At 45.9% G+C, this 18,854-nt stretch carries 19 protein-coding genes; 10 read left to right on the top strand and 9 right to left on the bottom strand.

The genetic code is table 11. The annotated features are described in order from the left end of the window. The first annotated feature begins 52 nt into the window (after positions 1–52). Together QZ938_RS28990 and QZ938_RS28985 are read left to right on the top strand one after the other, a co-directional pair. Positions 53–1,324, top strand: coding sequence for a transposase (locus tag QZ938_RS28990; protein ID WP_293355314.1), 1,272 nt, complete (start codon positions 53–55; stop codon positions 1,322–1,324). Between the two features lie 42 nt (positions 1,325–1,366). Next, complete coding sequence (locus tag QZ938_RS28985; RefSeq protein ID WP_293363544.1) at positions 1,367–3,724, top strand: serine/threonine phosphatase; 2,358 nt, start codon at positions 1,367–1,369, stop codon at positions 3,722–3,724. On the opposite strand, the gene QZ938_RS28980 is transcribed toward QZ938_RS28985, so the two are convergent. Together QZ938_RS28980 and QZ938_RS28975 are read right to left on the bottom strand one after the other, a co-directional pair. Then, complete coding sequence (locus QZ938_RS28980; RefSeq protein ID WP_293355320.1) at positions 3,721–3,915, bottom strand: PEP-CTERM sorting domain-containing protein; 195 nt, start codon at positions 3,913–3,915, stop codon at positions 3,721–3,723. The genes QZ938_RS28985 and QZ938_RS28980 overlap by 4 nt on opposite strands. 324 nt (positions 3,916–4,239) lie before the next feature. Continuing rightward, positions 4,240–4,407 carry a hypothetical protein gene (locus QZ938_RS28975; RefSeq protein ID WP_293355323.1) on the bottom strand — a complete coding sequence of 56 codons (168 nt, stop codon included), beginning with the start codon at positions 4,405–4,407 and terminating at the stop codon, positions 4,240–4,242. A gap of 344 nt (positions 4,408–4,751) precedes the next feature. On the opposite strand from QZ938_RS28975, the gene QZ938_RS28970 reads away from it, so the two are divergent. Further along, positions 4,752–5,993 (top strand): protein kinase, encoded by a 1,242-nt coding sequence (locus QZ938_RS28970; protein WP_293355326.1) that lies wholly within the window; start codon positions 4,752–4,754, stop codon positions 5,991–5,993. A gap of 13 nt (positions 5,994–6,006) precedes the next feature. Here QZ938_RS28970 and QZ938_RS28965 read toward each other — a convergent pair whose 3' ends face one another. The 3 genes from QZ938_RS28965 to QZ938_RS28955 form a co-directional block, all read right to left on the bottom strand. Beyond that, the gene (locus tag QZ938_RS28965) at positions 6,007–7,137 is read right to left on the bottom strand and encodes a transposase (protein ID WP_293365665.1); all 1,131 of its coding nucleotides are present in this window, start codon (positions 7,135–7,137) and stop codon (positions 6,007–6,009) included. Continuing rightward, on the bottom strand, positions 7,138–7,440 hold the full coding sequence (locus tag QZ938_RS28960; protein WP_293158120.1) for a helix-turn-helix domain-containing protein: 303 nt from the start codon (positions 7,438–7,440) through the stop codon (positions 7,138–7,140). It lies immediately after the preceding gene. A 240-nt stretch (positions 7,441–7,680) separates the two neighbouring features. Beyond that, on the bottom strand, positions 7,681–7,899 hold the full coding sequence (locus tag QZ938_RS28955; RefSeq protein ID WP_293158117.1) for a DUF4327 family protein: 219 nt from the start codon (positions 7,897–7,899) through the stop codon (positions 7,681–7,683). A 785-nt stretch (positions 7,900–8,684) separates the two neighbouring features. Here QZ938_RS28955 and QZ938_RS28950 point away from each other — a divergent pair. Then, entirely contained in the window at positions 8,685–9,665 is a 981-nt protein-coding gene (locus QZ938_RS28950; protein WP_293355332.1) for an aspartate carbamoyltransferase catalytic subunit, read from the top strand. 140 nt (positions 9,666–9,805) lie between these two features. Here QZ938_RS28950 and QZ938_RS28945 read toward each other — a convergent pair whose 3' ends face one another. Further along, a complete protein-coding gene (locus tag QZ938_RS28945; protein WP_293355335.1) occupies positions 9,806–10,168 on the bottom strand; it encodes an SH3 domain-containing protein in 363 nt (120 codons plus the stop codon). Positions 10,169–11,168: 1,000 nt separating this feature from the next. Between QZ938_RS28945 and QZ938_RS28940 the strand changes: the two genes are divergently transcribed. The 5 genes from QZ938_RS28940 (at position 11,169) to QZ938_RS28920 (ending at position 15,471) form a co-directional block, all read left to right on the top strand. Further along, positions 11,169–11,660 carry a molybdenum cofactor biosynthesis protein MoaE gene (locus QZ938_RS28940; protein WP_293181968.1) on the top strand — a complete coding sequence of 164 codons (492 nt, stop codon included), beginning with the start codon at positions 11,169–11,171 and terminating at the stop codon, positions 11,658–11,660. 91 nt (positions 11,661–11,751) lie between these two features. Next, a complete protein-coding gene (locus tag QZ938_RS28935) occupies positions 11,752–12,411 on the top strand; it encodes a sigma-70 family RNA polymerase sigma factor (protein ID WP_293158129.1) in 660 nt (219 codons plus the stop codon). A gap of 142 nt (positions 12,412–12,553) precedes the next feature. Continuing rightward, positions 12,554–13,156: an anti-sigma factor gene (locus tag QZ938_RS28930; protein ID WP_293158104.1), complete on the top strand. Its 603-nt coding sequence runs from the start codon at positions 12,554–12,556 to the stop codon at positions 13,154–13,156. Between the two features lie 1,000 nt (positions 13,157–14,156). Continuing rightward, positions 14,157–14,720, top strand: a complete 564-nt coding sequence (locus QZ938_RS28925) for an ATP-binding protein (RefSeq protein ID WP_293158101.1) — start codon at positions 14,157–14,159, stop codon at positions 14,718–14,720. A 136-nt stretch (positions 14,721–14,856) separates the two neighbouring features. Continuing rightward, positions 14,857–15,471 carry a response regulator transcription factor gene (locus QZ938_RS28920; RefSeq protein ID WP_293355341.1) on the top strand — a complete coding sequence of 205 codons (615 nt, stop codon included), beginning with the start codon at positions 14,857–14,859 and terminating at the stop codon, positions 15,469–15,471. Positions 15,472–16,103: 632 nt separating this feature from the next. Here QZ938_RS28920 and QZ938_RS28915 read toward each other — a convergent pair. Further along, the gene (locus QZ938_RS28915; protein ID WP_293144612.1) at positions 16,104–16,508 is read right to left on the bottom strand and encodes a gamma-glutamylcyclotransferase; all 405 of its coding nucleotides are present in this window, start codon (positions 16,506–16,508) and stop codon (positions 16,104–16,106) included. Between the two features lie 120 nt (positions 16,509–16,628). Here QZ938_RS28915 and QZ938_RS28910 point away from each other — a divergent pair, with 120 nt between their 5' ends. Next, a complete protein-coding gene (locus QZ938_RS28910; RefSeq protein ID WP_293144617.1) occupies positions 16,629–17,228 on the top strand; it encodes a glyoxalase-like domain protein in 600 nt (199 codons plus the stop codon). A gap of 169 nt (positions 17,229–17,397) precedes the next feature. Here the strand turns inward: QZ938_RS28910 and QZ938_RS28905 are convergent, their stop codons facing one another. Next, entirely contained in the window at positions 17,398–18,675 is a 1,278-nt protein-coding gene (locus QZ938_RS28905) for a bifunctional sterol desaturase/short chain dehydrogenase (RefSeq protein WP_293144619.1), read from the bottom strand. Between the two features lie 84 nt (positions 18,676–18,759). Continuing rightward, complete coding sequence (locus QZ938_RS28900; RefSeq protein ID WP_293158237.1) at positions 18,760–18,843, bottom strand: transposase; 84 nt, start codon at positions 18,841–18,843, stop codon at positions 18,760–18,762. Positions 18,844–18,854 lie beyond the last annotated feature (11 nt).

Raw genomic sequence — 18,854 nt, 5'->3', positions numbered from 1 at the left:
CTAGTATAATAGCCAAAAGTAGACAAGTCAAGCAATATTCAGGAAAACAGAGGTGAATAAAATAAAAAAAATAATGGGAGTTCAGCCAGTATTGCTGTCTCCTAACAAAGAGCTTAAAGCTTTGTTAGAGTATCTCTGTCAACAATCTGGCAAACTGTATAATAGTGGCGTTTATTTGGCTCGTCAGATTTTTTTTAAGACCGGAAAACTGTTGACTGGAAAGTTTGACTTGTCTGTTGAATCGTCAGTTTCAAAATCAATGGTTGCTAAATCATTGCCATCAACACCAATGCAACAAACATTGATGTCTGTCACCGAAGCCTTCAAATCTTTTAAAGAATTAAGAGATTTGTACATCAAAGGTCAATTGCATTTTAAGCCCAAGCCACCGGGATACCTGAAAGGGTCTAAGCTGTTCAAAGTAGCTTATCCTAATTCTGGAGGGTTAAGACCGAAACTTGTTGGCAATCAGTTAAAATTTTCCTTGGGTTTGACGGTGAGAAGGTGGTTTGGAGTTTCTGAATTCTTTCTACCTATGCCATCAAATCTTGATTTTTCTGATGTTAAAGAGTTTACAATTCTCCCTAAGAATGGTGCTTTTTATCTTGAGATGTCCTACGAGGTTGAAAAAAAAACACATAATCTGGACATTAATCAAGCGTTATCAATTGATTTGGGAACGGCTGATAATTTAGCAGCTTGTGTCGATACATTAGGAAACTCCTTCTTGATTGATGCTCGTGCTATGAAAGCGATGAATCAATTGTGGAACAAGAAAGTAGCAACGAGAACAGAAGGAAAGCCAGAAGGTTATTGGGATTATTGGCTAGACCGTGTAACCCGCAAACGCAATCACCAAATACGTGATGGTATCAATAAGGCTGCAAAGTTGATCGTCAACCATTGCCTGAAATCCGGAATTGGCACGCTGATAGTTGGGTGGAATGAAGGTTTCAAGTCTAACAGTAATCTCGGCAAAGTGAATAATCAAAAGTTTGTTCAAATGCCTTTAGGTAAACTGAAAAATAGGTTAAAAGAACTCTGTGATTTGCATGGCATTAGGTTTGCTGAAACCGAAGAAGCGTATACGTCGAAAGCTAGTTTTTTGGATGGAGACTCCCTGCCCCAACATGGTGAAAAACCATCTGGGTGGAAAGCATCTGGAAAACGAATTAAACGTGGCTTGTATCAGTCAGCTAATGGCAGGGTGGTGAATGCAGACTTAAATGGTGCTGCCAACATTCTGAGAAAAGTAGCCAGTAAGTTAGGTGTAGGCTTAAACCAACTGGGTAGACGGTGTTTGACGACTCCCAGCGAGAGTTAGACTTTGGATATTACCAAAGCCTATTCTGTCCGCAGAATCTCGGTGTCTTTAGACCTGAGAGTGTCAAAACTTACCACCCCAAACCCAAAACTTCTCCACCGCTTTCACTCGATCGCACATCTCCAATATAAAACCCCTATGCTCCTCTGTCCCCGCTGCCAATTTGAAAATCCCAATCTAAACAAGTTTTGTCAACAATGCGGAAATTCCCTAACTTACAAAGCTTGCCACCAATGTGGAACCCAAGTCGCTGTTAGCGCCGAATTATGTCAGAATTGTGGCGTCACAACAGGTCAAGTGTGGCGGGCGATTATCTGCGGTCGATCGAACTTTCCAGCAGGCGAGCTAGACGAGTCAACTATACTATCAGCCGAGCTTACACAAAAAACCGAGAATTTTCCAGAAACCCGATCGACCCAAAACTCTCCCCAATCGATCGCAGACACCATTAAAACAGAAATCACCGCCGATTCTCCACAACTTGATGCGGCCGAATCCAGCAGCCCAGAAATTAGTGGCGCTGAAATTGTCGTGGGGGCGATCGCCACCGAATCCTTTCAAACAGACCAAAAAAGCTCTAATACAACACCAGAACGCGAAATAACCCCATCGGACAACATTTTCACGACCGTACCACCGCCAGAACCAACCCAGGAAGCAACAGAGAACCCCGAGGGCGCATCTCCCCCATCCCCAACAATCTGGGCCCCCTATTCCGAATATTTAATCCCTTCCCAGCCAGCAGGAGCGTATCTAGACAGCCAGCAGCGCTACCAACTCCTAGAAACCTTGCCAGCAAGAAAACCCTCAGACACAGTATCAGCAACAGTATTGGACTGTCAGCCGCTGCAACTGTCACCCCTCAAAGCAATGCTAGCAGCCAACTCTGCCAGCGTCGCCAAACGCACATCCCCCTACACCGCAGCTATCGAAGCCGGAGAAAATGCGACCAATTCCGCCTTAGCAGAACTTTGCCAAGGCATAGCTGAACCTTATCTGGCACTGCGGTGGCACTTCTCTCACAACCTGCCAGTCATTCACGATAGCTGGTCAGACAACCAACAGGCCGTACTGCTGCTAGAAGACTGTTCGCAATGGCCGCTGCTGGTAGAACGCTGGAGTCAACCCGAAACTTCCACCCAGCAAATTGTGTACTGGCTGCACGAAATGACCGAACTTTGGGCGGCCCTCGAACCCTGGCGCTGCCGCCAAAGCTTGTTGGAACTGACAAATTTGCGGGTCAATCCCGACTCTTCCTTTTCCTTTGCCTCTTTGCGGTTGCAATACCTCTATCCCGAACCCGCCGGCTCAAACCTGCAACTGGTAGATTTGGGGCAATTGTGGCAGGCGATATTTAACCAGTCCGAGCGCACTCAGTTTGGCGCCTTGCTCGAACTGCTGCAACAAATGTACAAAGGCGAGATTAACACTATAGAAGAATTGCGATCGCGCCTGGAAACCGTTCCCCTCGAACTCCAACCCGCACCTTCACCAACCTTAACCCCCACCCGTTTCCAAACAGACATCCCCGATAACTCACCCCCCGAAGTTGTTGGTGAGGTCTTAACTCAGCCCATGCCCGTCCAGATTTACAGTTTAGAAAACGCAGGTCTCACCGATGTCGGCCGCACCCGCGAGCACAACGAAGACTTTTTCAGCATCTGGACTCAGCTTAACAAACTCGAAACATCCTTCGGTCGCATCTTTCAAACCAAAGGGCTTTACATTCTCTGCGACGGGATGGGCGGACACGACAGCGGAGAAGTAGCCAGTCAATTAGCCGCTGAAACCCTCAGAGAATTCTTCCAAACCTGTTGGGAAAATCAACTACCCGAGCCTGATACCATTCGGCAGGGAGTGCTGCTAGCCAACAAAGCCATCTTTGAAATCAATCAAAAGGACGGTCGCTCTGGCATCGGCCGCATGGGTACAACCCTAGTCGCAGTCTTAGTTCAAGACACCAAATTCGCCGTTGCTCACGTCGGCGACAGTCGTCTCTACCGACTCCGAAAGGGACAGACACTAGAAAAAATCACCTCAGATCACGAAGTAGGCCAGCGCGAAATTAAGCGCGGGGTTGACGCCGAAACTGCTTATTCCCGTCCCGACGCCTATCAACTAACTCAAGCCATTGGCCCGCGAGACGGCAATTTTCTCAAGCCAGACGTGCAGTTTTTAGACTTGTCCGAAGATACTTTATTGATTTTGGCTTCCGACGGTTTGACAGATAATGATTTGTTAGAAACTCACTGGCGTGAAACTCTCGCACCTCTGTTCAATCCCCAAGCTAATCTCGAGGAGGGAGTTGCCGACTTGATTGAACTGGGCAACACGCGCAACGGTCATGACAATATCACGGCAATTATCATTCGGGCACAGGTGGGCCCATTTCGATTTTAGACTTTCGATGCTCCAAACTTTTTCTTTGCCGCTCCCAAGCCGGCGGCTGCCAGAGTTAAACCTGCAATTGTTGCAGGTTCGGGAACAGCCTCAGAGTTTTCAGAGCAAGGCTTGACTTCCTCTGCTATTACATATCCGCTGTGGAGGTACATTCCGTTTGATAGGACACCACCATTTTGCCGCCAGCTCATACTGCCTTCTGGCCCCTGGCTATTCCCAAATATTGCCAGATTTGGAAGTCTTCGTATATTTCCAAATACCCAATTTCCCCATACTGTAGGTTCTGCGGAACCGAAAGGGAAAAAACTTGCCGTAACAACTTTTAATTGAGATCGTGGATCCAACGGTGCCCACAACAAAGGTGAAAGTATATTAGCTCTGTCAAAGCTAGCCTGGGACAAGTTCCACGACAGCCCGAATAAAGTTACAGCAAAGTCCTTTACGACAAACCATTTATCGCTAGCCTTAATTTCTAAAGCAGGTTGTCCCAACATTGTTGACGGAAAAATAGCTTCCTAAGGAGTCGATTCATCATAGCTGAAAGAGCCTACAGCTACAGGAGTATCCAGGCCTTGAAAAAAAGTTAATTTCACTGATGCAGCCTCTGCTGATTTGACTGCTGTCGCCCCCAATCCAAGAATGGTAGCAGCAGCAACAGCAACTTTTTGCCAACTTTTAATCATGTTATTTTGTCCTTAATTTTGATACAATTAAGTAGATATGCTTCGGCAACTAACTCGATCTATTTATCAGTAATAGTACGCGAAATATTTTATTAAAGTTAGATATCAATAGCATCTTTGTGCAATCTTTAATAAAAAATGTGCTTTAATAAAGGTTTGATAAAGCTAAGGGTTAAAATTCTTGTAATAATACCTACTTCGGGAAAGATGCAACAGATCGATCTCTAGTTATTACTTCCTGTTTCAATAGCCAGCTATGACAGTTGGCGCGGGCAAAAAAATTGCCTACCCAGAAGTGGGGCAACTCTTGCTAGTTATTAGCAGATTAATCACATCAATCTAAAATGCTGCTGACTCTTTTAGATCCAGAAAAAAATACCCCTCTGCAACAGTGGAGTTTCGAGAACGAGTCCATTGTCCGCATCGGCCGCTCTCCTGAAAATCATGTTGTGATTCCCAATGCTTTGGTGTCGCGGGATCACGTGGAATTGCAAAGAGTTAAAAGCGGTGCTAACCGCCAGTGGTATTTAGTCAATTCCGGGACAAATGGCACTTTTGTTAACGGTACTCTCATGTCTCAGGGTTGGATATCCGACGGTGCCCTGATCCAATTGGCGCGGGGCGGCCCAATTCTGCATTTCCAAGTTCTGACTATTCAAGTCGGGGGCAAAATTGAGGCGATCCCTACTTTCAATTCTGGCACGCCACAGTGTACCCACGCTGGAAATCCGCCGGGTAATTTATTCTGCATCCACTGTGGGGAACCGATTAAAGTCGATCGCACAATCCGCCACTACCAAGTGCTGCGAACTTTGGGCCAAGGCGGTATGGGAACAACAACTTTAGCCTGGGATCGACAGAAAGCCAAAGCTCAACAACCGGGAAGTTCTCCCGCAGCTTCTCTGGTAGTTCTCAAGGAAATGAATGCTGACATGGCTCAAATAGTCAAAGCTCAAGAACTGTTTGAACGTGAAGCTAAAACTCTCAAAGCGCTGCACCATCCAGGCATTCCTCAGTTTTTTGACTTTTTTGTCGAAGGTGGCAAAAAATATTTGGTGATGGAAATGCTCCACGGCGAGGATTTAGAAAAACGCATTTACAATCGCGGGCCAGTTGTTCCCCAACAGGCGATCGAGTGGATGATCCAAACCTGTGAAATTTTGGACTACATTCACTCTCAAAAACCCCCGATCGTCCACCGCGATATTAAACCTGCCAATTTGCTAGTGCGCCACCGCGACAATGGCATTACAGTGCTGGATTTTGGCGCCGTTAAAGAAATCGGCACTCCTCCGGGCACTCGCATCGGCGTTGAAGGCTACACCGCACCAGAACAAGACCGGGGACAGCCTCTCCCTCAGTCAGATTTATATGCTATTGGGCCGACTTTGATTTTTTTGCTGACAGCCCAAAGCCCTCAAAAGTTTTACGGAAAAATTGCTAGAGGTTACGGATTTAAGCTCGAGAATATTCCAACGATCGCCCCGAAGTTGCGGGAGGTCATTCTACGAACCACCGCAGCTAAACCTGGGGATCGCTTTCAAACTGCTCAACAATTAGCTAGGGCTCTAGCCACTTGTCTGTGAACGAACCTGACGGTCAACGGAGTACCGTTAGACCGCAGGCTTCTTTTTCCTTTTCTGCAAAGGCTTTTTTGAGTGACGGAGTTCCCCCGCCACTTTGATGATTCAGACCAATTTTTCTAATAAGTTTAGCTGAGTTTTCATCTCGATCCAAAGACTCACCGCATTGACAAGAATGCCACCGCTGAGACAATTCTTTCGGTACTTTGTTGAGGCAGTTCCAACAATATTGAGAAGTTCCCTTTGGATCGACGAACAAAACATTTTTACCCAATTTCCAAGCGACATACTTGAGAACACTAGCAAATTGACCGTGAGCAGCATCAAGCATTGATTTATTCAAGCCACTTTTAGCTGACTGACCGTTCGGCAAGTAAACTAAATTGCCATCCTCGATATCAGTCTTAGATTTGGCACGTCTAGTTAGATTCTTGAGACTCAAGTCTTCAACGACCAAAACATCGCATTTGCCAAACAGCTCATGTGCAACTTTGAATTGAAAGTCAAGTCTCGCCCTAGCTACAAATTGATGCAGCCTAGAAATCCTGTCCTTGATAATTCTCCAGGGTTTAGAACCTTTAACTCTCGACGCTAGTTTTGCTTGAAGCCTTGCTAATTTCTGAGCCGACTTCCTCAAGAATCTAGGATTCTCAACTCTTTCACCATTAGAAAAATAGACGTAATTGGTTATCCCCAAGTCGATACCAAGAGTGTTTTTATCAGTCGGTTGAATTTCTGCAACCGCTACGGGAACTGTCTTATCTTCTAGCGTCAGGGCAATATACCACCCGTCTGCTTCTCTGATAACTGTCCCCGTCTTAACTTTAAATCCTGCTGGTATTGGACGATGGAAAACCATCGGCACTTGACCTATCTTCGCTAGGTCAACACAAATTCTATTTTGCTCATCCTTGATAATATCTAAATTATCTAATTGAGGATAAGTAAAAGATTTGTAGTAATGGAATCCCTTGAATTTAGGTTTGCCTCTGCGATTGCCATTTTTGTCAGGCGTGGTGAAGTTTGAAAAGGAAGTTTCCACTCGGTTAACCACATCCTGTAAAACCTGGGAATTCAAGGCTTTGTAATCAGAAAACAGTTTTTTAGTGTTTTTCAGATCCGCTAACTGAATGGTTTGCCACTGCACCTAACCACTCTCAATGTTTGAAAAAACATCACCTTTCCTGGTCAAAGAATTGCCTGATTCATCCTTCTTTCTACCATCTCTAGTTTGCACTCTAGTCAAAGGAATATTTTGATAAATCTCCTCGACAGAAACTATGGATGCAGTTAAGGGGCAGGCGTTAACAGGTGTTCTCGTCGCTTCCCACCATCTAAATCTTTCACTCAATCGGTAGTTGTACTGACGGCGACAGAGTTCTAGGTGAGTAGTGATTGTTCCTAATTGGGCTTTTGTGGGTTTGAGGCGGTATTTGTACGTGAGTTGCATTGGAAATTTTCTTTTTTCGACCTGCCCACAGTATATTTGGTGTATGCCCGAAATTCAACACCGATATCAAAAGAAATATGAAAAACGACTTTGTGTTCTTCAGACAAGCTGTCAACTATCAACTGTCAGAAGGAAGAGATAAGAGGGAAAAAGTTAGCGACGGAAAATTTATTGATGAAATTTAGCCGATCGCTTTTTTATTTTAATTTCTCCCCCAACCAAAGTCGTCGGTTTCCTCTGTTATTCCTCGTCCCAACCTTCTACAGCTATCAACTCGCTCACGGGGTCTTGCATGGAAAAATCAAACTCTAGGAGCTGCTGTTTCCAGTAAGGCCATTCATCTCCATAAAGTAGAGCTATTTTCCAAATGCTGTCTGTTGGCTGGATAATGCCAGACGTGACGAGAGAATGCACCTGACGTTGGAACTTAACCATCGGCTGTATAACCTGCTGGCTCATAATACCTCTTGAATTGTTTAAATCTTGTGTAATTACCACTTCCCAGCGCACACTTATTACCGCAGTTTCGCCAAGAACAGTCTCGCCAAGATACGTGTAGATTTTTGTCGGGAAGCTACATATTCAACTTGTATCTTAACACAGTTCATTTTGACAAGGGGCTATAAGCAGGACTGAAGAGTCAAGACCGACTGCAAAGAATTAATCATCTTTGGAATGTCCCGCTATATGCTGTCGATCGGCAGTAGGAGGTCTGCCTCCTTGATTATTTCCACATAATAGCAGATGCAATGGCTGCTGAAGGCTGGTTTTTGACAAGGCTGAGGTTCCGAGAAACTGCAATTACTGCTTGAGCGCTACTACAGCTTAATTTCCGCTTTCGGGCGAGTAAACTAAACCCCACGCACTTGTTTCAGCTTCAAGGCTGGCTTTGCTGTGAGAGGGGAGTCCGATCCGCCATCTACTAATTATAACTCTACTGACGGCAAAGGTGGTCAAAAATTGTTGGATACTGTTGATCGGCATCCCCGCGACTGTCGATCGAACATTGTAGACCGCCCGACACAGGCGTGCAATTCAACAGTTGACAGTTGACCTGGGACAGTTGACCTGGGACAGTTTGAGAGCGACCTCTACCCTTAAGTCCGAGTATTGGAGTAATGAATAGTCTGATTTTAATTTCTCCCTCAAAGACTTGGGGCTTTCAACCAATTCTTTCTGGTAAGTTCCCAACCCATCATCCTAAATCTCAAATCTCAAATCTCAAATCTCAAATCTAAAATTGTATGACTTGGAAAAGGCGACACATTCTCACTCTGGCTGATTTTACCTCCGACGAATACGACACGGTGCTGCAAACTGCCGCCAGTTTTCGGGAAGTGCTCGGCCGCCGCACCAAGAAAGTGCCGGCCCTGCAGGGTCAAGTGGTCGCGAATTTGTTTTTTGAACCTTCTACCCGGACTCGCAACAGTTTTGAGTTGGCGGCGAAGCGGCTGTCGGCGGATACGCTGAATTTTACCCCAGGCAGTTCTTCTCTGACGAAGGGGGAGACTATTCTGGATACGGCTAAGACTTATCTGGCGATGGGAACGGATTTGATGGTGATCCGGCACGAACAGGCTGGAGTTCCCAGTACAATTGCTTCAGAAATGGATCGTTTGGGTTCGAGAGTCAGCGTTCTCAATGCTGGAGACGGCCAGCACGAACACCCGTCGCAAGGTTTGCTAGACTTATTTACTATTTGTTCTTTGTTAGATGCCGAACGTCCGCGACTAGAACTTTTAGCGGGCAAAAAAATTGCTGTGGTGGGGGATATCTTGCATTCCCGGGTAGCGAGGTCTAATATTTGGAGTTTAACGGCTTCGGGGGCTGAGGTTCATTTAGCCGGGCCGCCGACTTTATTGCCGCTGTTGTTTGCTGAGTGCGGCGATGGTAGGGAAGGTAAGTTATTTTTGCACTGGCAGCTTGAACCTGCTTTGGCCGATGCTGATTTTGTGATGACTTTGCGGCTGCAAAAGGAACGGATGAGCCAGCATTTGCTGCCGAGTTTACGAGAGTATCATGCTTTGTATGGAGTTACGCGCGATCGGCTGAAACTTTGCAAGCCGGATGTGAAGGTGTTGCACCCGGGCCCAGTTAACCGCGGCGTGGAAATTAGCTCGGATTTGATGGACGATCCGCAATTTAGCCTGATTTCTCAGCAAGTTACCAGCGGCGTAGCGGTGCGGATGGCCTTACTGTATTTGATCGGTGGCGGTAAAGTTTAGGTTCTCAGTTGTTAACGATATAACTTCGGATCTTTGATTATTTGTCACCATCAAAGGCCTCTTGAAAAATAATCGTTACCAAGACCAGCTTGGTAACGATTCAAACTCTTTCTAGAAATGTAAATTGCTCTAGTTAAGAATTAGTCAAGCCACGCAGTAGAAACCCAGCCGCCACCTTTGAGCTGTGCCCAGCCGTGTCTGTAATGACCGGTCAATTTCACATTGTCTCCATCATATAACTTGCCGATGATATGAGAACAGCGACTGGCCCGGTGGCGGATATTCAGTCTGCCACCATTGGTGGCAACTTCGGCGTAGCTGTGATGACGGTGACCGCCCCCGCAGCGCTTGTAGTGGCAACCTGCCTGCGCTTCGCCACTCACACTCAGAATAGACAGGGCTACTGCCAGACCTGCAACGCCTACCACGGCAGATTTAGGAATTTTCAATTCCAGTTGGAGCTCGGACTCTGGAGATTCATAAGCAACAAAAGAGTGGCTCAATGCTAGTGCTTCCATAGTTTCCTCGTGATTGTGATTAACGTTTTTTCGTGCAAACTCACTTTATACTCCCCATGCCTAAAGGCGAAGGGATTCTTGATAAATCCGAATCTGGATTTTCACTCGTGGCTATCAAATCGCCCCTACCCACTCAGTTTAGATTTCTCCAAACATTGCGTATAGTTTTTTGACGCTTTCAGAACATCGCTAGCCAATAGCTAGCCAACAGATATACTACGCTCTACAACCTGCCATTATTTGCCCTTTAACTATTCCGAATCTTCTGGCGTCGGATATGTCAGTTGCCGGGATTTCTCCGTACTAGGATGTTTCAAGACGTAGATGGTTTCTCCTACTTGCTTTGGTGACTTTAACACAACTATTTCGATTAGTGTGTAAAGAAATATTCAAGGCGGTTGAAACCGCAACGGAATTTTCCCGGTGTCGGTATCCCGGAGTTTGCGTCTGGTTCTTTGGTCAGAACAGGCGCAAGAGGGAGGTTGTTACCGTCTTGCTTTTGCCGAGTATAGGCCAATTTGGCTCAACTCTGCACAGGTATATCATGTCATTTAAGTAGCTTGGTGGAGCAAAAAATAAATAAAGTTTACATTTTCTGCTGAAAATTTGGACTGCGCCGATCGCAATCGGGGTTAAATTAAACTTAACTGTATCATTCAAAAGGGAATAGAGTCATCGCTTTGAGTTGAAGATGGCTGGCAGTGAGTTGGGCATGATACTGCTTATTTTTGCGTGCTTACTGATTGAGTTGCTACAGCCCGATCGACTGTTCGATTGCACAAGTCTCCTACTCATCTTCGGGCACCGTGTGAATTTGGTTCGGGCGAGTTATATTGACCCGATCGCACTGTTACAGCCGTTCGGGGCCATAGACATCTTGCTAAAGATTGACTTTTATGTATCCATGACAAAGATGCAAGATCGATCGCTCGCGACTTGATTTGTGTCAAGATCGATCGAGTTCTCCAGCACCATTTCTTTCGCAATGAACTATAGCGCTGCACTTTCGATCGGCACAATTCCTCAACGGAATAGTAAAGACAGTTTTGCCATTACCTTAGCTCCTTTGTCTGTAGAGGAAATCTACACTTTGGCAGATGACCCAGCGAACGGAGCCGTGGTAATGATGAGCGGTACAGTCCGCAACCAAACTGACGGTCAAGCTGTAGTTTCGTTAGAATATCAAGCCTACGAACCGATGGCCGTGCGAGTATTCCAGCAAATCGCTACTGAAATGCGCCGCCAGTGGGTCGATGTCAATCGGGTCGTCATTCACCACCGCGTCGGACACTTGCAGGTGGGGGAAATCAGTGTGCTGGTGGCTGTGGGCTGTCCCCACCGGGGGGAAGCCTTTGCAGCTTGCCAGTACGCCATAGATACGCTCAAACACAATGTACCGATTTGGAAAAAGGAACATTGGGCCGATGGTTCTAGCAGTTGGGTTAGTATTGGAGCGTGCGAAGTTACCGGTCATTAGTCAGAAGTCGATCGCAGTTTCCGAGTCCAGGAACCAATCGCGATCGGGCAGCGTCAAACACAGTGGAATGTTCGATGAGCCAATTCCACACATGAGCGAATTTATTTCCGTGTCCTGGTCTGCGGTTGTGGCGACCGTTCAAAGAGTGCAATTGCCATCCGAAAAACTCTCTAATTATGACTTAGTGTTGCGGTGTCAGGAAGGAAATCGACCTGAGAGCACTGCCTTTTCAGAACTTTTGAAGCGGTATCAGTCCCACGTAGACAGGGTTCTGTATCACCTAGCCCCTGACTGGCAAGACCGAGCAGACTTGGCTCAGGAAGTCTGGATTCGAGTTTATCGCAATATTAACCGCTTGCAAGAGCCAGTTAAATTTCGGGGCTGGCTGAGTCGCATCGCCACTAATTTGTTTTACGATGAGTTACGCAAGCGCAAGCGGGTGCGAACTCCGCTGTCGTTAGACGTACCCCGTGCTCTGGAAGATGGGGAGATTGATTGGGAACTTCCGGCCGACAGTCCGGGGCCGGATGAAGATTTGACAACCAGAGAATTTTACGATCAGTTGCGAGTGGCGATCGCAGATTTGCCGGAAGTATTCCGCACGACAATTGTGTTGAGAGAAATTGAAGGTTTAGCCTATGAAGAAATAGCGGAAATGACCGGAGTTTCTCTCGGAACGGTCAAGTCAAGAATTGCTAGAGCTCGCCAAAGGTTGCAGTTACAATTGCAAAAATATCTCGACGGTCATTAACAAGGGTGATTTCCGAGGCGGGTTAAGAAGATTTGGTGAAGTTTGCTGTGACATCAAAGCTTCTATTTTACAATATAAATAAGCAGTAAATCATTCTAATAGCGAACAGATGCTTCCGCTAATTTTACAAGTGGTGTGAAATATGAATTCTAAATTTGAATCGGATAAAAATCAGAATCATCAAGATATTGGGGATTCGCTCGCCCAAAGTCAAGGTAACAAAAGTTATCCCCAAGGGAATGTAACTACTATGATGCGGGATCGCTTTGAATTGTTGAGTGCCTACATCGATGGCGAAGTGACGGCGGCAGAACGCCGGGAAGTTGAGGAATTGCTGACAAACGACCCCACGACGAAGCGTTTGTACTCGCGACTAATGATGATGCAACAGGCTTTTGGGTCAATGCCCGTACCTGCTGCGGAACAATCTGCACAGGATTTGGCTGCAAAGATTGTGCAGCGCGAGAAACGCCAGACGAAACGGATTTGGGTTTTGGGTGGAGGTGCGATCGCAGCTTTGTTGATTGCAGCAGTGGCTGGTGTCGCTGGCAGCCGTCAATTGTTTTCTCCCCAGTTTGCTACATCCCCCGTTCTTCCTGAATCTGACGGTTTGATTGTTGCTTTAAACGAGCCTGTAGTAGAGATTGTTAATCCCAACGATTTGATGCTTGGGGTGAATGCACCGGTGATGGATATTCCGAAAGCTGTAGTAAGCCCTCACAAGTCATCGCCCAAGGCGCAGTAAAATTTCTGTTTTGATCGATAACGGAATATTTTTTAAGAATACCGGGCGGTTGAAACCGCTTCTATACAAATAAAACCCACTCCAAGCGGGTTGAATACCTGGCGGTTTGAAACCGCGTCTATACAAACAAAACCCACTCCAAGCGGGTTGAATACCCGGCGGTTTCTTCATTCCGCAGAGGCGGAATTCGTTTGTGCAGTCGCGGTTTCAAACCGCCGTCTTATTTTTTGGACTTGGGCTTCATTGAATTGATTGCGATCGGGTTTTAGAGTAATGTGCACGATCTTTAGTTCTACAGTCCTGGACGCACGGATGGTCAAAAACCGGGTTTTTTACGAAAAGACGCCTTATAGGCTATAGATTACGCAAAAAACCCGGTTTCTTTGGTCTTAATGCGATCGCCAACTGTTCTAAAAACTTTTGGCTATTATATCATTTCTACTGGGTCTCCAGTCTAAAGGTGAACGGGAGGGCGATCGATCGCAATTAAACTCGATCGCCAACGCCCCTAAGTAGGCAGCCAGAGGCCATCGGCATAGGGCCTGACTTCTGTCCAAGGGCGATCGCGCTCTAACTCTTGACTCGCTTCTACCAGCCATCAGAGTTCTTCTATAGTGCATCCCCTCTCGCTTCTAGCTTGCTTAATTCTTTCTCGTCCCTCCTCAGAGGCTTTGAGGGTCGTCATTGTATAATTTACTTATTTATTTGTCAATGTCAGTTTTCGATCGGTTTAGCGATCGCCAACTGAGTTTGTCAAGACGCGAGCAACCAAGAGACAATGATAAGGACTACAACGGGAGCATCCCTATTTCGTAAAAACCGTTCGTTTTTTGTGCTTGAGTGCGATCGTCCCCCACAGCTAAGCCTGTATATGCCAAATTGGCTCTATATTTCCAGGGATCCAGATGTTCGCACTCCAGTCTAAGAAAGCCACTCCTTTTTTAACTAAAAAATTACCCATTAAATAATGACAAAGGATAGCAATCTAATGAGAGATAACATGGATGAAATTCCGTCAGGTGGGATAGGCATAAAAGTCCTTGGGAAAATAGCCGATGAGCTAACATATACCCGCACTTATGACAGTCGAAACTGTTTGTTCCTGATGAAACATTATCAGCCCCAAGACAGCACTCAAGTTAGTGGTGTTAAGCGACCGATCGATGTTTTAAATAAATGGTTTCAAAAACAACGAGATACCGAATCCGAGGTCAGTTCAAACCAGCCACTTCAAAAAATCAGCCTTACAAGCAATTCTGATATCAAGGCTGTTGATAAAGTTTTATCTTGGGTCGATCAATTAGAGCATCTACCGATTCCAGAACCAGTTTTTCACCAATGGAGACTTGCCACAATCGAAGGATTTACAAATGCTGTTCGCCATGCTCACAAAGACCTGCCATTAGCAACTCCAATCGAGTTAGAAATAACAGTATTTCCAGAACGCCTAGAAATTAAAATTTGGGATTGTGGTAAGCCCTTTGACTTGGAAGCAAAATTGCAAGGAGAATTGGCAGAAACAAGTCCGTTTACCTGGAACGAGCTGGGATTTACCCTTCGCTAACATGACTGTACGCACGGGTGGCAACAAACCGGGCTTTTTACGAAAAAATGCCTTGTAACCTGCATATTAAGGAAAAAACCCGGTTTCTTTGGTCTATGCCTAAGTTTTAAATTTACCCTAAATAAAGTTTTTTGTCTTGACTGCTAATGCACATGGGGAGACTGCTTCAGCAGTATTGTTGAATCAGAAATATGAGGTACATTCGGCCGCAGATGGCGAGACTCATTTAGCATTATTTGAGGAATTCAACCCGATGATAGTAATTCTCGATTGGAATTTGCCGGATACTACACGCTATGATCTGTGCCAGGAAATGCAGCGCCGTATTAATGTTTTTGTGGTCATGGTTAGCAGCCGTACAGACGAAGCCGATCGACTTAAAGTTCTGTCCGCAGGTGCTGATGATTATATCTGCAAACCATTTGGTCTGGCGGAGTTGGCAATTCGGATCGAAGTTGTGTTGAGACGCATGAGGTGTGTGACTCCATCACGGATTGTATTCGATCGATTTGCGATCGATCCAGCGCGTCGGGAAGTAACACTGAACGACACAGTTATCAGGTTAACAGCGATGGAATTTAAGATATTGCATTTTTTGGCAAGTCATCCGGGTGAATCTTGGAGCCGCCAACAAATAATCGAAAAAATCTGGGGTTGGAAATCGATGTACGCATCAGAAGAGAGAGTGGTGGACGTGCATATAGCGGTTTTCACAAAGATGAGGTACGTTGTTGGGCTTCAGCCCTCTTGATTTCAGCGGTTATGTAAGCTGTCAGCCATACCTCATCTTTTTGAGAAAGGCTATATCAGCCAGATTCGCAAGAAAATGGCTAAAGTCGATCGGGCTGTGCCGCAGTTGATTCAAACTGTTGATACAAAGTAAATGATTTTCTAGAAACTTCTTGAATAATTAGGTAAAAGCTGGTAGTGTAGACTGAGAAAAAAAAATGCTTTAGCGACTAAAACAGCTAAGACCATGGTCACTTTGAGTCATTATCATTTCCAGCAAATGTTGAAGCATCAAGCTGCTGTTAAATATGGCAGTTTTGTAGTAGGCATAACGGAAGAATAAACATCAAAAACCAGTTCAAAGTGTGGACATAAATTCAAATGGCGCTTTCAATATCTTGTTGAAAGCTTTGAGAGATACCTCCTTGACAGGAGAGCTTGCAGCTTTTTCTGTATTGCCATACACGGTAGTATCAGGCTTAGTCCTGGATTTGCCGGGTTAAATGTATCTGTTCGAGATTACGGTTACAGATTCGATCGCAATACGCTTGGGATCTCAATACCGGGCGGTTTCAACCGCGTCAATACAAACACTCACGCGACGGGAGCGGGTTAAAGAATAAGGTAAGATGCGGTTGAAACCGCCGTCTTATCTTATTTTGTGAAAAACCGATTTTCCCACGTCCCATCGGGCAGCCAGATGCCTCCTAGAGCGCGAACGCGATCGGGTAACATGAAGTATGTCCAAGCTGTGCCTAGAGGTTTGAGGTGTCGATCGCAAATTTCGATTTCTTCCCGCTGATATTCGTTTTGGGTCGGTTCCCGCAGCGGATGATAGTCTTCCAGTCTGTCTAAATCGTGCAAAATAGCGGAATTCGCGAAACAGAGGAGAAAACCGCAGACGATGCCCTCTCCGGCCACCATTGCAGGATAGCCGATCGACAGTGCAAAAAGTTGGCCGCGGGCGATCGCGGGCAAAGCATCCACAACCTTTCCCTCGCAGTAGCGCAGATAGTTGCACTCCCCCGGTTTGAGAGTGCCGTAGACAAAGACTTTCATCGGGTAGGGCCTAATCGCTAGTTTTTGCTATATTAGATGCCTAAGCTAATAGTTTAAGTCTCGCGGGCGATCGCGACCGCAATCTTGATAAATTTCGTTGTTTACCCTTTCTTATAATTCATGACTCTAGCAGTTAGTTTTATTGCTTTTGGACTTCGGCCCTTGTACCTGAGCTCTTTTTTGCCCGACTTACCCCTAGACGGCTTGTTTTCCACTCAAGGGATCATGGTGATGCTGCTAGCCGCCTATGCGGGGGCGATGTGGATGTTTCTCACCAGTGCTCCCAAGGTACACACGGTGATGGTATCGGATCTCGCACAGGCGAGGGAGTTCTATGAAGGTATGCTAAGCCTCCCTGTAGCAGAAGTGCCACTGCACTACTACTATAATTACGAGCAAACCTTGGGGACAACGGGTATCGACCCCCTGTATTTGTCGCCCAATGTCGGGAGGGGAACGAGCTCTCAAACGATGGGGAGTCCCGAGGGTTTGTGGTATCAGTTGATGAAAAATACGCAACTGCATATTATTAGCGGGGCTGGCGCAGGCGAAAAAAATCGCGAACGTCATGTTTGTTTCGATCGCGATTGTTTGGATCAGCTATTAATGAGAGTACAAACTCGCGGGATTAGTTATAAAATTCGCCGGGAAAAGCCGCTTAATTTTTTGGTTAAGGATTATGATGGCCGAGTGATTGAAATGGCTGAGGTTAGCAATTAGATCGGAGTAGAAACTCGGCGGTTGAAACCGCGTCTATACAAACGATGTCCGCCGGACGCCGACTGAAGATAATAACGTAAATTTAACGGCCTGTCTTCAACCCGCGGAGGCGGGTTTTGTCTGTGTAGTCGCGGTTTCCAACCGCCCGATATTCTGCGTTTTTTCTTTGTCAATTAATCTTAGCTTCAACGCTGGATTTTTCCGCTGTGGCCGCTGCTTTAATCTCTGCAACTGTCTTGCGGCTGAAGAGTTGGAAATACGAAGAAACAAAGAATTCTTTGACTGGGAAAACAATCAAAGTCAAAGGATTGATTGTGACGATGATATTGCGGACATCGGCTTTAGCTTGTTTGACAATTTGCTGCGCTACCCAGTCAGGAGACATAATGCCGATCGGGTTTAAGTTGCTTTTGAACGGCCCTAAAATCAGTTTGCGGACGATACAGGGCGCATCCAACCGTCGCAGAGTTACTAAATCTCCCAGGGCGCGCTTGCTGAGTTCGTACAGGGGACTGACAGCGGGAATCACTTCTGCTTCGGAAGTGTTGATCCAGACTTCTTTGCAAGCTATATCTTCATTAGTGCGAACTGTTAAGAAAAACAGTTCCATCAGCCGCCACGCCGAAAAAGTGTTAATTTCGTAGGAGTTTGCGATCGCCTCTCCGGTTCTTTCTTTCTGTACATTAATCCCGTGATTGATGACGAGAATATCGATTTTTTCTAACATTTTAGCTAAATCAGCCTCTTCGCCAGCGTGCCAAGTTACGGTTTTTACAGGCAAAATCTCGCCGTCTGCATTCAAAGTAATTTCCTCATTTCCAGAGGAGAGGGCGATAACTTTTGCACCAGCTTTTTGCAGGTGTTTCAGAAGCAAACGCCCCAAGGTTCCCGATGCGCCCGTGACGGCGACAGTTTTGCCTTTGAGAGAAAGTGCTGTACCCATAAGTTTATCTATTAAGGTGAAAGTACCGCAATAGTAAGCATTTTGATTGTCGAAATGATGCTTCCAGTGGTAAGGTTTATTCACAAACCATTTACCGGGGATAGTTTGGAAGTTTCCCGGTTGGTGGGTGATGTCGGTTAACTCGTCTGCGCCCTTGATGCCGATCGCGCGGGCGATCGCGCTCAACAAAAAGCTTAAAGTATAAATACAACCCGCTGCTGCGCCCCAGTGATATTCCGGCAAGGCAAAATAAGCTAAAACCCACAGCAACAAGCCCAAAACCATCATCGCCGCAGCTTCGGGCACATCGTGACGCCAGTGCGCTTGCTTGTAAATTGTCTCGCTAACGGGCGTCAAATTCGGGCGGAAAACGCGGTGATGCCAATTGTGCAGCTTTTGCAGTGCCGGCACATAATGAGACGCGACGTGATAAAAATCTCGGATGATTTCTGCCCAACAGACAGAAGCTATTGCTAAAGCGCCGACTATCCAGTAATTTACCATGCTCGCAGAATTTATAAATTTCAGATATTATATCATGTCCGGTTAATTACCATGGCTCTTCTGGAGTCAAGGTGATAAGCAAACCTAATCAGAAAAGCAAGCTAATAGCCTTGCTCGAAAGTTATCAAAGTTCATAAAGCCATAGGCTTGTCGCTTAATCAACTTAATTCGATTGTTAA

Origin of the sequence: Microcoleus sp. CAWBG27 (genome assembly GCF_020883145.1) — a bacterium.
GTDB lineage: Bacteria > Cyanobacteriota > Cyanobacteriia > Cyanobacteriales > Microcoleaceae > Microcoleus.
This window is presented reverse-complemented; position numbering and strand designations above follow the sequence as displayed.

What these genes read in the sequence shown, in the direction of transcription:
- QZ938_RS28930 (WP_293158104.1), top strand. Translation starts at nt 12,554, where the DNA reads ATGAATTCTAAATTTGAATCGGATAAAAATCAGAATCATCAAGATATT.
- QZ938_RS28910 (WP_293144617.1), top strand. Translation starts at nt 16,629, where the DNA reads ATGACTCTAGCAGTTAGTTTTATTGCTTTTGGACTTCGGCCCTTGTAC.
- QZ938_RS28960 (WP_293158120.1), bottom strand. Translation starts at nt 7,440, where the DNA reads ATGCAACTCACGTACAAATACCGCCTCAAACCCACAAAAGCCCAATTA.
- QZ938_RS28975 (WP_293355323.1), bottom strand. Translation starts at nt 4,407, where the DNA reads ATGATTAAAAGTTGGCAAAAAGTTGCTGTTGCTGCTGCTACCATTCTT.
- QZ938_RS28955 (WP_293158117.1), bottom strand. Translation starts at nt 7,899, where the DNA reads ATGAGCCAGCAGGTTATACAGCCGATGGTTAAGTTCCAACGTCAGGTG.
- QZ938_RS28980 (WP_293355320.1), bottom strand. Translation starts at nt 3,915, where the DNA reads ATGAGCTGGCGGCAAAATGGTGGTGTCCTATCAAACGGAATGTACCTC.
- QZ938_RS28935 (WP_293158129.1), top strand. Translation starts at nt 11,752, where the DNA reads ATGAGCGAATTTATTTCCGTGTCCTGGTCTGCGGTTGTGGCGACCGTT.
- QZ938_RS28940 (WP_293181968.1), top strand. Translation starts at nt 11,169, where the DNA reads ATGAACTATAGCGCTGCACTTTCGATCGGCACAATTCCTCAACGGAAT.
- QZ938_RS28950 (WP_293355332.1), top strand. Translation starts at nt 8,685, where the DNA reads ATGACTTGGAAAAGGCGACACATTCTCACTCTGGCTGATTTTACCTCC.
- QZ938_RS28925 (WP_293158101.1), top strand. Translation starts at nt 14,157, where the DNA reads ATGGATGAAATTCCGTCAGGTGGGATAGGCATAAAAGTCCTTGGGAAA.
- QZ938_RS28905 (WP_293144619.1), bottom strand. Translation starts at nt 18,675, where the DNA reads ATGGTAAATTACTGGATAGTCGGCGCTTTAGCAATAGCTTCTGTCTGT.
- QZ938_RS28970 (WP_293355326.1), top strand. Translation starts at nt 4,752, where the DNA reads ATGCTGCTGACTCTTTTAGATCCAGAAAAAAATACCCCTCTGCAACAG.
- QZ938_RS28915 (WP_293144612.1), bottom strand. Translation starts at nt 16,508, where the DNA reads ATGAAAGTCTTTGTCTACGGCACTCTCAAACCGGGGGAGTGCAACTAT.